The organism is Amnibacterium endophyticum, assembly GCF_042680685.1.
Lineage (GTDB): Bacteria > Actinomycetota > Actinomycetes > Actinomycetales > Microbacteriaceae > Amnibacterium > Amnibacterium endophyticum.
Genome location: NZ_JBHUEA010000005.1, coordinates 61,829 through 75,082, shown reverse-complemented (window position 1 = coordinate 75,082; position 13,254 = coordinate 61,829). Strand labels below are relative to the sequence as shown.

Below are 13,254 nucleotides of genomic sequence, written 5' to 3'. Positions count from 1 at the left end.
CATCTTGTAGGCGGATCCGGCGCTCAGCGCGAGATCTGCCTACAAGATGAAGGTCAGGACCAGCAGGCGGTGAGGCGCCAGAGCTTCGCGGAGCCCGACGACGCGACCAGCTCGGCGGCGCCCGGCTCCTTCACGACGCGGGAGATCGACTGGAAGGCCCGCGCGGCCTTCTTGTCCCCGCGCATCAGCCCCGAGTCGGTGATGACCCACCGCACGTCCAGCCGTCGCACCGCCGGGCAGACCTTCGGATCGGTCCGGTAGTCGTCCAGGTGGCGCTTGATGCGGTTCGCGTCCGTGCCGAAGTAGCCGCCGAGGTGGGGGAAGAGCACCTGCCGGCCGCCGAGCGTCCAGGCCATCGCGGAACCGTTCCAGGGGTTGCCGGCGATCAGCTGCCCCTTCGGCACGAACCGCCCGACATCGCTGAGCAGCGCGGTCTCCTGCGCGTCGAGCAGCCGGCCGTCCTTCGACGACTCCGGCAGGGCGAAGACCGTGCCGATCGCGGCGCTGACCCCGCCGAGCGCCGGGCCCGTCCACGTGACGGCGCCGACGACGAGCGCGACGGCGACCGTCACCCCGGCCACGAGCGGGACGGACCGGTCGCGGTGCGTCCGCCTGCGCAGGGTGGCGAGCAGCTCGGCGGTGCCCGCGCAGATCGTCCAGGCGACGAGCGGCACCCCGATCGAGGGCAGCATCGCGAGGATGCGGAACTTGTCCTTGTCCCAGAGGCCGGTGGCGATCTTCGCGAGGTCGCTGTCGCTGCCCGCGGCGAACGCGTAGAGCAGCACGATCGCGAGGTACGTCACCGGCACCCAGCGCAGCCCGGGGCGGAACGCGGCCGCGATGAGGCCCGCGAAGGCGACGACCGCGAGCAGGATCGACGGCGGCAGCGCCGCCTGCGAGGGGGAGACGAGGCTGGTCGCGAGCAGCCCCTGCAGCAGCGCGTTCGCGAACGTCTCGCGCGCCCTCGCCGGGCCGCCGGTGAGCCGGTCGGCGATCGGTTCGTTGGCCACGTCGTAGTAGTGGAAGACGAACGCGACGGCGGCTGCGACGAGCACGACGGCGCCGACGACGACGAGCAGCCAGCCGAGCCGCGCGCGGCGCCGTCCAGTCTCGCCCGTCGCGGCGACCGCCGACATCCGGGCGGCGAACCAGGCGACCACGATCGGCGTCGCGAGCACGAGGATCGCCACCACCGAGCGCGGGTGCGAGAAGCCGGCGGCGACGAACCAGCCGAGCAGCAGCACCGCCGTGCGCCACCGCGGTGAGGGGGTCTCGGGCAGCCACGCGCTGCGCGCCGGCCACGGCAGCACCGCGGCGACGAGCGCCATCCCGACCGGGAGGATCGTGTAGGCGAGCCCGTTCGGGTAGAGCGTGCCGAAGTCGAGCAGCAGGTACGGGAACGCCACGAACATGGAGGCCGCGAGCGCGCCCGCCGTCGCGACGAGCACCCGCTGCACCGGCGCCGCGGCCTCCCGGCGCAGGCCCGCTCCACCGAAGAGCACCGCGGAGGCGAACGCGCACGACAGCGCGAAGACCGGCCCGGCGGTCGACATCCAGGTCGCGTTCGCCGCGGCGGGGATTCCGACTCCCGTCGTGCCGGCGATCAGCGCGGTGATGCTGTGCCACACCGCCGGGTAGTAGGCGATGTCCTTGCCGACGTGGGTCAGCCGGTACAGGTGGAGGCTGGAGGCGTCGCCCGACTGCAGGATGTGCGTCGCCGCGTTCAGGTGGAAGACCGCGTCGTAGGTCTGGGAGATGCGGTCGGGGGAGTCGACGTGCGCGTAGGCCACGCCCCAGACGACGGCGCTCGCGGCCGCCGCCGCGAGCAGCACCGGCAGCCAGGCGGTCGGTCGCCACGAGTCCCAGGCAGGCAGCGGGCGCCCCACCGCCCGTGCGCCGAGCCGCAGCAGGAGGGCGATCACCGCGAGCGCGGCGGCGCAGACCGCCACCGGGAGGAGCCCGAAGGGCACGTGGACCGCGGCGGCGACCACCCCGGTCAGCCCGATCGTCGCGTAGCCGAGCGGACCGGCCAGCCCGAGCGCGGCGACGCCGCGGAGGTTCGCCGCGGCGGCGATCACGAGACCCGGCACCAGCACGACGGCGATGCCCACGGCGACGGGCAGCCACACGGCGGTCCAGGTCATGTCGCGGCGACGCTACACGGCGTGGCGCGTCCCGCCGCGCGCACACGCAGCCGACCCGTGCCCCGGACTGGGTGAGCGGACACGCCGCGGGGCCGGAGCGCGAACCGCTCGACCCTCCTTACCGTGTCCGCGTGGGGGAATTCAAGTCGAACCGTCCTGCGCGCCTCACGGCCGCGCTGTCCGTCTTCGCCGTCGCCGGCGTGCTGCTGACCTCGTGCGCGGGCACGGGAACGGCGGGCTCGGCGGTGGAGCCGACCGAGAGCGCGCCCGCCGCGAGCCTGTCCGCGACGGCCGTGCCGACCCCGGTCGAGACGACGGCGACGCCGACGCCCGTCGCGACGCCCGAGCCGTCCGCGTCGGCTGAGAAGACGTCGGTCGAGCCCTTCGTGACCAGCGCGACGTCGAGCAAGGACGGGATCGACGTCGGCGCGCTCGTGCCGAAGATCGTCGAGTCCGACGGCACCTGCACGGCGTCCGCCGAGCGGGACGGCGTCACCGTGCAGCGCTCCGGCAAGGCGGTCGCCGCGTCGTCGTACACCGGCTGCCCGCAGCTGCTGCTGAAGGGCGACCAGCTCGCGCCCGGCACCTGGACCGTGACCGTGACCTACGTCTCCGACACCTCCGCCGGCACCTCGCAGCCGAAGACGGTGACCGTCGGATGACCGCACCCGCCCGCCGCTCCCTCGTGAAGCGGTTCACGGGCGCCGGGCTCGCGATGCTCATCATCGGGTCGGGCCTCACGGCGATCGTCGCCGCCGAGCAGCCCGCCTCCGCGGCGACCGCGACGGAGATGCTGCGCGGCTTCGACCCCGCCGACATCATCAGCGACGGCGTGATGTTCAACCCGTCGACGATGTCCGCCGCCGCGATCCAGACCTTCCTGAACGGGAAGGTCGCCACCTGCCGCAGCGGGTACACCTGCCTGAAGGACTACCGGCAGGACACGACCGACAAGGCCGCCGACCCGATGTGCAAGGCCTACACCGGCCGCAAGGCTGAGACGGCGGCGCAGATCATCAGCCGCGTCGGGGCCGCCTGCGGCGTCAACCCGCAGGTGCTGCTCGTGACGCTCCAGAAGGAGCAGAGCCTCGTCACGGACACGTGGCCGGGCGCGCGCCAGTACCGCAGCGCCACCGGCTACGGCTGCCCGGACACGGCGCCCTGCGACAGCGACTACTACGGCTTCTTCAACCAGGTCTACAAGGCGGCGTGGGCCTTCAAGCGCTACACGTCGCCTCCCGGCACCGAGGGCGCCGGCTGGACGAAGTTCAACTGGTTCCCCGTCGGCAAGGCGACCGGCGTGCTGTTCCACCCGAACGCGGCGTGCGGCGCCCGATCGATCACGATCAAGAACAAGGCGACCGCCGTCCTCTACTACTTCACGCCCTACCAGCCGAACGCCGCCGCGCTCGCCGCCGGCTTCGGCATCGGCGACTCGTGCTCGGCGTACGGCAACCGCAACTTCTTCCTGTACTTCACGAGCTGGTTCGGCAGCACCCACTACGCGGTGAGCAGCGGGATCGCGGCCTACTGGCGGTCGACCGGCGGCACCACCGGTTCGCTCGGCGAGCCGCTGGCGAACGCCAAGAAGAGCAGCGCGGCGGGCGGCGGCATCACGCAGCGGTTCACCCGCGGCACCGTCTACAGCTCCGCAGCCGGCACGGCGACCCTGCGCGGCGCCTCCCTCGCCGAGTACACGTCCCAGGGCGGGCCCGCCGGTGCGCTCGGCTGGCCCACGGCCGACGCGGTGACCCGCAAGGATCACGGCGGCGGCAAGGTCCAGGCGTTCCAGCACGGCGCGGTCTTCGCCGGCGCCGCGGGTGCGTTCGCCGTCACGGGCGGCGTCTACGACCGCTACGACGCCGAGTCGTTCCAGGCGGGCGACCTCGGCTGGCCGACGGCGGATGCGGTCACCTCGCAGGCCGGCGGTGGCGGCGTCTGGCAGGCGTTCCAGGGCGGCCGCATCGCGGTGACGCCGAAGGGCAGCAACGTCGTGACCGGCACGATCCTCGCGAAGTGGCTGCAGCGCGGCGCGGAGGCCGGCTCGCTCGGCTGGCCGACCGCTGATGCGGGCTCCGTCACGGCGAACGGCCGGACCGGGATCGTGCAGCAGTTCGCGACGGGTCGGACGATCGTGCTGGGCCGCAAGGTCTACACGGTCACCGGCGACCTCTACCGCAACTGGCGCTCCCACGGCAGCCAGGCGGGCTCGCTCGGCTGGCCGCGGGGCGCGGCGGTGAAGTCCGCGAAGAACGGGGGCGGCTGGTCCCAGGTCTTCGAGAAGGGCGCGGTGCTCTACTCCGACGCCGCTCGAGCCCACTACCTGAACGGCAAGGAGTACGCGCTGTACGTCAAGCGCGGTGGCACCGACGGCTCCCTCGGCTGGCCCGGAGCGCGGGTGCGGTCGAGCGCGGGGACCGGCGGCTACATCACCCCCTTCACCAACGGCGCGATCTACCGCTCCAAGCGGGGCACGGTCGCGGTGGTCGGCTTCATCGGCGTGAAGTACCGGGCGAAGGGCGGGCCGTCGAGCGTGCTCGGCTGGCCGACCGGCGCCGCCAAGCGCGAGAAGGGCGTGATGACGCAGCGCTTCGAGGGCGGGCGGATCAGCTGGACCGCCGCCGGCGGCGCCAGAGCGAGCCGCCGATGAGCCTCCGCCTCGACGGGGCGCAGCACCCCCCGTTCGGGGCGGATCAGCGGGACGCCCCGACGGTGATACCACCGCGCCCGGGAGACCGGGGGCATGGTTTCATTGATGACGCCGTAGCCCGCGGCGCCGCAGTACCCGGATGCGAGACCCCTGTGACCGCGAGTGAGCGCGTGCCCGACGCGGGCCACCCGTCCGTGGTCGCCGTCGTCGTGGCGTACAACCGGAAGGCGCTGCTGCTCGAGTCGCTCGCGGCCCTGCGCACCCAGTCGGCGCCGCTCACCGCGGTGATCGTCGTCGACAACGCGTCCGACGACGACTCGGCCGCGACGGCGCTCGCGTTCTGGCCGGAGATCGAGCTCGTCCGGCTCACCCGGAACACGGGCGGCGCCGGCGGCTTCGCGACCGGCATGGCGATGGCCATCGCGCGGCACGACCCCGACTGGGTCTGGGTGATGGACGACGACACGATCCCGACGGAGACGGCGCTCGCCGAGCTGCTCGTCGCCGTCGACCAGCCCGGCGTCGTGCTCGCGGGCAGTCGCGTCGTGTGGACCGACGGCAGCGACCACCCGATGAACACCCCGCGCCGCAACCCCTTCGCGAAGAAGGAGGAGCTCCGCGAGGCGGCGGAGCGCGGGGTCACCCCGGTGCGCTCGTCCAGCTTCGTATCGATGCTCGTCTCCGCCGAGCGGGTGAAGGAGGCGGGGCTGCCGATCGCGGACTACTTCATCTGGAACGACGACTTCGAGTTCTCGACCCGGATGCTGCGCGGCGGCCGCGGGCTGTTCGTGCCGGAGAGCGTCGTCGTGCACAAGACGAAGGCCCGCGCGAACACCGACGCCGACCCGGGCGCCCGGTTCTTCTTCGAGGTGCGCAACAAGATCTGGCTGATGCTCTTCAGCCACGGGCTGAACCCGTTCGAGAAGGCCGTCTACCTGGGCTCGACGCTGCTGCGCTGGTTCCGCACCTTCCGCTCCTCCCGGCAGCGCGGCTTCCTCTTCACGCAGCTGCGCCGCGGCCTCGTCGCCGGGTTCCGCAGCCGGCCGCGCCTGAACGCTGACGCGCTGTCGGACCTCGGCGCGGTGACGGAGGCGGTCGTCAAGGTGGAGGCGCCCGCGCGCCGCGCGGCGTGACCGAGCCGTTCTCGCTGCTGCTCCCGGTCTACGCGAAGGACGACCCGGGCCAGCTGACGCGCGCGTTCCGCAGCGCGGTCGACGAGCAGGTGCTGCGGCCGGACGAGGTCGTCGTCGTGCGCGACGGACCCGTGCCGGGCGGGCTGCAAGTGGTGCTCGACGATCTCGTCGCGACGTCGCCCGTGCCCGCGCGGGTGCTCGCCCTGCCGGTGAACGTCGGGCTCGCGGAGGCGCTGACGGAGGGGCTGGCCGCGTGCGCGCACGACGTCGTCGCGCGGATGGACGCGGACGACGTCGCGCTGCCGGAGCGCTTCGTCCGCCAGCTCGCGCTGATCGGCGAGGGCTACGACCTGGTCGGCGCCGGCCTGCTCGAGTTCGTCGACGACGAGGCCGTGACGATCGGCAGGCGGACGCCGCCGGTGGGGGAGGCGCACATCCAGCGCTACGCCCGCTTCCACGACCCCTTCAACCACCCGACGGTCGTCTACCGCCGCGACGCCGTGCGGCGGGCGGGCGGCTACGTGGCCGTCGGGCTGATGGAGGACTACTGGCTCTTCGCCCGGATGCTGCACGCGGGAGTGCGCGCCGAGAACCTGGCCGAGCCGCTCGTGAAGTACCGCGTCGGCGCGGGCGCCTACAAGCGCCGCGGCGGCGTCGCGCAGCTGCGGGCGGAGATCCGGCTGCAGCGCCTGCTGCGGCGCATCCGCTTCACCACCAGGCGTCAGGCGATCCGCAACGTCGCGGTCCGCGGCGGCTACCGCCTCGTCCCGGAGGCGATCCGCAAGGCGGCCTACCGCACCCTGATCCAGCGCGGCTTCCGCAGCGGCGCCTCCCGCTGACCCGCGGCGGTCGGCCCGCTCCGCACCTCCCGCTGGTCGAGGTGCGACGAAGGAGCCTCGAGACCACCCCTGCCGCTGCCCGATCGTGACGACGTCCGGTGCGCGACATCCGCGGAGGCGCGCGGATGAGCCGCCTCCTCCATGCCTCCGCCGGTACGCTTCTCACCCGATGCGATTCGGGGTGGTGCGGCCATGACGGACCTGCTGGTCGTCGGCTCCGGCTTCTTCGGGCTCACCGTGGCCGAGCGCATGGCGGAGGAGCACGGGCTCGACGTGACGGTCATCGACCGGCGTGACCACATCGGCGGCAACGCCTACAGCGAGCGCGATGCCGAGACGGGCATCGAGATCCACCGCTACGGCGCGCACCTGTTCCACACCTCGAACGAGCGGGTGTGGGCGTACGTGAACCGCTTCAGCGCCTTCACCTCCTACGTGCACCGCGTCTACGCGAAGCACCGCGGCGAGGTGTTCCCGCTGCCGATCAACCTCGGCACGATCAACCAGTTCTTCCGGGCCGCCCACGGGCCGGGCTCCGCGCGCGCGCTCGTGACGGAGGAGGCCGCGGAGCTCGGCGACTCGACGCCGCAGAACCTCGAGGAGAAGGCGATCAGCCTGATCGGGCGCCCGCTCTACGAGGCGTTCATCCGCGACTACACGGCGAAGCAGTGGCAGACGGACCCGAAGCGGCTGCCCGCGGACGTGATCAGCCGGCTCCCCGTCCGGTACACGTACGACAACCGCTACTTCAACGACACGCACGAGGGCCTGCCCGTCGACGGCTACACGGCGCTGCTCGAGCGGATGGCGGACCACCCCCGCATCACCGTGCACCTCGAGACCGACTTCTTCACCTCGTCGGAGTTCGGGAAGGCGAGCACCGTCGGGAACGTGCCGATCGTCTACACGGGGCCGGTCGACCGGTACTTCGACTCGAGCCTCGGCGACCTCGCGTGGCGCACGCTCGACTTCGAGCGCGAGGTGCTGCCCGTCGGCGACTTCCAGGGCACCTCCGTCATGAACTACTCGGACCTCGACGTGCCCTACACGCGCATCCACGAGTTCAAGCACTTCCACCCGGAGCGCGACAGCCCGGCGGACGCGACGGTGATCATGCGCGAGTACTCGCGCTTCGCGACCGGTGCCGACGAGCCGTACTACCCCGTGAACAGCCCGGACGACCGTGACCGCCTGCTCCGCTACCGCGAGCTGATGCCGCAGGAGCCGGACGTGTTCTTCGGCGGCCGGCTCGGCACCTACCAGTACCTCGACATGCACATGGCGATCGGCGCCGCGATCTCGACGGTCGAGAACCGCCTCGTGCCGCGGCTCGTCGGCGGGGATCGATGAGGGGCCGGCAGCGCCGCATCGCCCCGGTCCGCTTCGGGCAGGAGTCGAGCGACGTCGTCGACCTCGGGCTCGTCGCGCTCGCGGTGCTCGCCGCGATCGTCGCGCTGCTGACGGGCCTCTGGGCGATCTCGATGGTCGGCGCGGTGCCCAGCCTCGCCGCCGACATCGCGCGCGGCGAGCGCTCGCCGCGGCTGCGGCGCATCGCCCGCCGCATCCTCCTCGACCGGCCGGAGCGGTCGCTCGTGCGGAACGGCTCGGTCGCCGCCGCGGTCGCCGCGACCCCGCCGCAGCTCGCGTTCTTCTCGCTCGCGGTCCTGCTGATCACGGTGCTCGCGCTGCACCTGGCGCTCACGGTCTACACCGCGCTCGGCGTGCGCCGGTCCGCGCGCGAGCGGGCCGGCATGACGTGGCGCCACCTCGACGTCCCTTCGACAGGCTCAGGACAGCGGGACGGCTCCGAGCAGGGGCCGGGCCCGCTGCCGGACCCCGTCCAGGACGTCCTGCCGGTCGACGGCCTGCGTCTGATCACGACCACCGAGGTGCTGGTCCTCGCCGGGTTCACCCTCGCCGCCGCAGGCATCGGCTCCGTGCCCGTGCTGCTCGCCGCGCTCGCGCTCCTCGTCGCCTTCAGCGCCGTCGGCCTCGCACTCGCCGCGTGGGGGCCGCGCGGCTCCCACCCCGTGCGCATCACGGACACGACGCTCGCCGAAGCGGTGCGGGAGTACGCGCCCGAGGTCGTCTTCTCCTTCTCGTCGCCCGCCTCCGGCACCTACGCCCTGGGCGTCTGGGCCAGCGTGATCAACGCGATGGAGCGCCCCGTGCTGGTCGTGCTGCGCGAGGCGGTGCACCTGGACGGGGTCGAGACGATCACGAAGCCGACCGTCGTGGCGCCGTCGGTGGGCGACCTGCTGTCCGTCATGCCGCGCTCGGTGCGGGTGGTGCTGTACCCCACCAACGTCGTGAAGAACAACGAGACCATCCGCATCCCCGGCCCCATGCACAGCTTCATCGGGCACGGCGACAGCGACAAGGTCGGCAGCTTCAGCCCGCTGAACCGCATGTACGACGAGATCTGGGTCGCCGGCCGCGCCGCGGTCGAGCGGTACGCCGCCGTCGACGAGGGCATCGACCTGAACGTGGTCCGGCCGGTCGGTCGGCCCCAGCTCGCGGACATCCGCCGGGCGCAGCCGGACGACCACCAGCCGGGCGACCGCTTGACCGTGCTCTACGCGCCGACGTGGGAGGGCTTCTTCGACGAGGCCGACTACTCCTCGGTCGCCACGATGGGGGAGCGGATCGTGCAGACCTGCCTCGAGACCGGGGCCCGGGTGCTGTTCAAGCCGCACCCGCTGACCGGGCACCGCCTGCCCGCCGCCGGGCGGGCCCGCGAGGCGATCGACGAGGCCGTGCGCCGCGCCGGGAACGGCAGCCAGGTCGTCGCTCCGACGCCGAACTCGCTGTACGAGGCGTTCAACCGCGCGGACATCCTGATCAGCGACATCTCGAGCGTCATCACCGACTTCCTCGCCAGCCGCAAGCCTTACGCGGTCACCAATCGCCGGGACCTGCCGGAGGCGGAGTTCCGGGCGCTCTTCCCCTCCTCCGGCGCGGCGGTGCTGCTCGGCAGCGACTGCGCGGGGCTGCCGGAGGCGCTCGCGGACGCGGCGGGCGCGGACCTCCGCCGCCCGCAGCGCGAGGCGCTCGCCGAGCACCTGCTCGGGCCCGAGGGCGACCCGATGGCCGTGTTCCTGCACGAGGTCGACCTGTTCGTCGAGCGGGCCGACGCCCGCCTCGCCGCGGCGCGCGTCTCGTGAGCCGCCTCGTCCGGCTCGTCGTCACGGCGGGCCTGCTCGCGGCGTACCTGGTCCTGCTGGTCTCCGCGGTCGCGGCGCTCGCGCTGCCGTTCCTCGTGGCCGCGATCGTCGTCGTGGTGCTCGAGCTGCTGCTGTCCCGCCGAGCCCCCCACCTGCTGCCGGAGTCGCTGGCATCGGTGCTCGACGTCCGCTTCCGGCTGCTGTCGCTCGACGTGCTGACCGCGCTGCTGGCCGCGAGGCTGCTGCCGGACGCCGGGCCGATCGTCGCGCTCACCGTCGTCGCGGTGCTGCTGCTCGCGGGCGGCCGCGACCTCGTCCTCGTCTTCGCCCGCCGGGTGAACTGGCGGCGTGCCGGCGGCCCGGTCAGCTGGCGGAACCTCGCGGTGCCGGGACTGCCCGCACCGCAGCCGCTGCGCCCGATCGCGGAGCCCGACGGCCCCTTCACGGTGCTGACCCTGCTGATCCCGCTCGGCTACACGATCGGCGAGGCGACTGACCGCTACGGCGCCGCGCTCGTGGCGCAGTGGATCGTGATCGCGGTCGTCCTGCTGGTGCTCGCGGGCCGAGCCCTGCAGTACCGGGTGCTGAACCGCCGCGCGCCGGACGAGGTCCGCGAGACCGTCCGCGCCGCGCTCGAGGCGCACGCGCCCGAGGTCGTCCTGCACCACAGCGGCCGCCGCGGCACCGTGGAGCAGGTGCAGCTGTGGGTGCCCGCGCTGCTCGCGCTCGAGCGGCCCTGCATGATCCTCGTCCGCGAGCAGAGCCACCTCGACGCCCTCGACGGCTGCGGCGTCCCCGTCGTCTGGGCGCCGCGCAGCCAGGACGTCGAGCTGTTCATGGTGCCGACCGTCGACCTCGCCCTCTACCCGAGCGACTCGACGAACATCAACAACCACCTGCTGCGGGTGCCCGGCGTCTACGACGTCCTGGTCGGGCACGGGGACTCCGACGAGCCGGAGTCGCGCAGCCCGATCGCCCGCATGTACGACGAGATCTGGGTGGCCGGGCCGGCCGGCGCCGCCCGCTACGACTACCCGGTCAGCGGGGTGCCGGCGTCGAAGGTGAAGCAGATCGGCGCCGTCCGGCCGCCGCTCGCCGAGCCGAGCGCGCCCCGCGAGGGGAAGCCGGTCGTGGTGTACGCCCCGACCTGGGAGGCGCCGGTCGACGCCGTCGACGTCTCCTCCCTGCTCACCCGCGGTCGCCGGATCCTCGACGCGCTGCTCGCACGCCAGGACGTCCAGGTGCGGTTCGTCCCCGCTGCGCCGACCGGCGCGCGGCTGCCGACGGTCGCGACCGAGCTCGACCGGCTCCGGCGCCTCGTGTCGGCCGCCGGGCCCGAGCACGCGGTCGTGCCGACCGAGCAGCTGCGCACCGTCCTGAGCGTGGCCCGCTTCGTCGTCGCGGACGTCTCCCCGGCGCTGACCGAGGCCGTCCGGGCCGACGTGCCCTATGCCGTGCCCGCGATCGGCTCGCTCTCCGACGAGGCGATCCGCACCTCCTTCCCGATGGCGGCGGCGGGCACGATCCTGCGCCGATACCCGGAGGACGTGTTCACGGCGCTCGACGACGCCCTCGGTGCCGACGCGCACGCGGCCGATCGCCTCGCGCTGGGCCGCACCCTCGACTCCGCGGGCGACTTCGAGCGCCGCTTCCGCACCTCGGTCGACGAGGCGATCGCGACGCAGCGCCGCCGCCGCGCCTTCGCCCGCCCCGGCGTCTGACGGACGTCCCCCCAGCACGCCGCGCGCGCCCCTCGCCGTCGGTCGAGGTGCGAGCGCAGCGAGCCTCGAGCCCACCCGAGCCCGCGCGCCCGACGCGCTCAGGCGGGCTGCGGAGCCTTGTCCCGCCGGCGCACGTCGACGATCTGGCCGGTCACCGTCGACAGCAGCGTGTCGATCGAGGCCATCGCGACCGTCTCCGCGGCGAGCAGGGTGCCGGCCGGCTCCTCGCCGAACGCCTTCGTGCGCATCCCCGTCGCGGTCCGCTCCGGGTTGATGCAGTTCACGCGCACCCCGTGCTCGGCCCACTCCTCGGACAGCGACTGCGTCAGGTTCACCGTCGCCGCCTTCGTGGCGGAGTACATCCCGTAGTTCGCCCGCCCCCGCGTGTAGCTGGAGGAGGTGAAGTAGAGCAGCTGCCCCTTGGTCTCCTTCAGCGCCGGCAGCGCCTCCTGGGCGATGATGATCGGCCCCATCAGGTTCACCTGGATCGTGTTCTTCACGGCCTGGTGGCTGAAGGTGTCGAGCCCGCCCATCTCGAGGATGCCCGCGGAGTTCACGACGTAGTCGATCCGCCCCGTCGCCTCCAGCGCCTGGTCGAGCGCGGCCCGCACCCGCTTGCGCTTGCGGATGTCGGTGCCGGTCGCGGAGCGCGAGAACGGGAACACGGAGGCGCCGAACCGCTGCGCCGCGTCCGCGATCGCAGCCCCGATGCCCTCGCTGCCGCCGAACACGACGACGGTCTTGCCCTCGAGCGCCCGCTCCCGGTCCGCGGTCGACAGCCCGTCCGGGGTCGCGGACTTCAGCTGGAACAGCTTGTCGGCGATGAAGACGTCGATCGACTCGGTGATCTTCATGTTCTCGTCGGAGCCGGCGACGACGGAGATCGGCACGTCGGGCGTGTACTTCAGCACGACGGTGCAGTCGTCCGTGGCGACGAAGTTCTTGTCCCTGCCCGCGCGCTCGTAGGCGCGGCGGATCGCGGAGGCGAGGAACGCCTGCGGCGTCTGCCCTCGGCGCAGCAGCGCGCGCGGCGGCACGTCGACCAGCACGTTCGTCTCGGTGTTGATCTGGATGATCGTGTCGGCCGATGGGATGGCGACGTCGACGGCGCCGTAGTGGTCGAGCGCGTCGACGCAGTCCTGCAGGATCCGCTCGTCGACGAACGGACGCACCGCGTCGTGGAACAGCACCTTGCACTCGTCCTCGCCGAGGCGCTCGAGCGCGAGGCGGGTCGTGTCGTTGCGGGTCTCGCCGCCGGGGTAGACGCCGGTGAGCTTGCCGTAGCGGGGGATCAGCTCCTCGACCGCCGGCATGTGGTTCGGCTCCATCATCACGAAGATCTCGTCGATGCAGTCGGCCGCGTCGACGGCGGCGATCGTGTGCTCGATGATCGGCTTGCCCGCGATCCGCGCCAGCTGCTTCGGCATCCCGAGCCCGGCCCGCACCCCGACACCGCCCGCCAGGATCACCGCGACGGTCTTCAGGCGCCCCTGCTCTGCCATGGCGGGCAGCCTAACCGGGGGTGCGGGCGGATCGGCAGCCGCCACGGAGCCTCCGGCCGCGTGTTCCATGGCCGACGACCATTGTTCTGCCAGGCTCGTCC

The 13,254-nt window shown here is 73.0% G+C and carries 9 protein-coding genes; 7 read left to right on the top strand and 2 right to left on the bottom strand.

What is annotated here, in order from left to right; all coding sequences use genetic code 11:
• Window positions 1-53: 53 nt before the first annotated feature.
• Window positions 54-2,144 carry a DUF6541 family protein gene (locus ACFSBI_RS04850; protein ID WP_377932595.1) on the bottom strand — a complete coding sequence of 697 codons (2,091 nt, stop codon included), beginning with the start codon at window positions 2,142-2,144 and terminating at the stop codon, window positions 54-56.
• Window positions 2,145-2,275: 131 nt separating this feature from the next.
• Here ACFSBI_RS04850 and ACFSBI_RS04845 point away from each other — a divergent pair, with 131 nt between their 5' ends.
• The 7 genes from ACFSBI_RS04845 (at window position 2,276) to ACFSBI_RS04815 (ending at window position 11,651) form a co-directional block, all read left to right on the top strand.
• Entirely contained in the window at window positions 2,276-2,806 is a 531-nt protein-coding gene (locus tag ACFSBI_RS04845) for a hypothetical protein (protein ID WP_377932593.1), read from the top strand.
• Window positions 2,803-4,794, top strand: coding sequence for an LGFP repeat-containing protein (locus ACFSBI_RS04840; RefSeq protein ID WP_377932591.1), 1,992 nt, complete (start codon window positions 2,803-2,805; stop codon window positions 4,792-4,794). Before ACFSBI_RS04845 ends, ACFSBI_RS04840 begins: the two co-directional genes overlap by 4 nt.
• A gap of 152 nt (window positions 4,795-4,946) precedes the next feature.
• The gene (locus ACFSBI_RS04835) at window positions 4,947-5,927 is read left to right on the top strand and encodes a glycosyltransferase (RefSeq protein WP_377932589.1); all 981 of its coding nucleotides are present in this window, start codon (window positions 4,947-4,949) and stop codon (window positions 5,925-5,927) included.
• Complete coding sequence (locus ACFSBI_RS04830; RefSeq protein WP_377932588.1) at window positions 5,924-6,766, top strand: glycosyltransferase; 843 nt, start codon at window positions 5,924-5,926, stop codon at window positions 6,764-6,766. The genes ACFSBI_RS04835 and ACFSBI_RS04830 overlap by 4 nt, the downstream gene beginning before the upstream one ends.
• Before the next feature lie 192 nt (window positions 6,767-6,958).
• Window positions 6,959-8,116: a UDP-galactopyranose mutase gene (gene glf, locus ACFSBI_RS04825; protein ID WP_377932586.1), complete on the top strand. Its 1,158-nt coding sequence runs from the start codon at window positions 6,959-6,961 to the stop codon at window positions 8,114-8,116.
• The gene (locus ACFSBI_RS04820) at window positions 8,113-9,930 is read left to right on the top strand and encodes a CDP-glycerol glycerophosphotransferase family protein (RefSeq protein ID WP_377932584.1); all 1,818 of its coding nucleotides are present in this window, start codon (window positions 8,113-8,115) and stop codon (window positions 9,928-9,930) included. The genes glf and ACFSBI_RS04820 overlap by 4 nt, the downstream gene beginning before the upstream one ends.
• Window positions 9,927-11,651 (top strand): hypothetical protein, encoded by a 1,725-nt coding sequence (locus ACFSBI_RS04815; RefSeq protein WP_377932582.1) that lies wholly within the window; start codon window positions 9,927-9,929, stop codon window positions 11,649-11,651. The genes ACFSBI_RS04820 and ACFSBI_RS04815 overlap by 4 nt, the downstream gene beginning before the upstream one ends.
• 98 nt (window positions 11,652-11,749) lie before the next feature.
• On the opposite strand, the gene ACFSBI_RS04810 is transcribed toward ACFSBI_RS04815, so the two are convergent.
• A complete protein-coding gene (locus ACFSBI_RS04810) occupies window positions 11,750-13,153 on the bottom strand; it encodes an SDR family NAD(P)-dependent oxidoreductase (RefSeq protein WP_377932580.1) in 1,404 nt (467 codons plus the stop codon).
• Between the last annotated feature and the right edge of the window lie 101 nt (window positions 13,154-13,254).

Excerpts from the sequence above, each read along its gene's own strand:
- ACFSBI_RS04850 (WP_377932595.1), bottom strand. The coding sequence starts at position 2,144 with ATGACCTGGACCGCCGTGTGGCTGCCCGTCGCCGTGGGCATCGCCGTC.
- ACFSBI_RS04820 (WP_377932584.1), top strand. The coding sequence starts at position 8,113 with ATGAGGGGCCGGCAGCGCCGCATCGCCCCGGTCCGCTTCGGGCAGGAG.
- glf (WP_377932586.1), top strand. The coding sequence starts at position 6,959 with ATGACGGACCTGCTGGTCGTCGGCTCCGGCTTCTTCGGGCTCACCGTG.
- ACFSBI_RS04840 (WP_377932591.1), top strand. The coding sequence starts at position 2,803 with ATGACCGCACCCGCCCGCCGCTCCCTCGTGAAGCGGTTCACGGGCGCC.
- ACFSBI_RS04810 (WP_377932580.1), bottom strand. The coding sequence starts at position 13,153 with ATGGCAGAGCAGGGGCGCCTGAAGACCGTCGCGGTGATCCTGGCGGGC.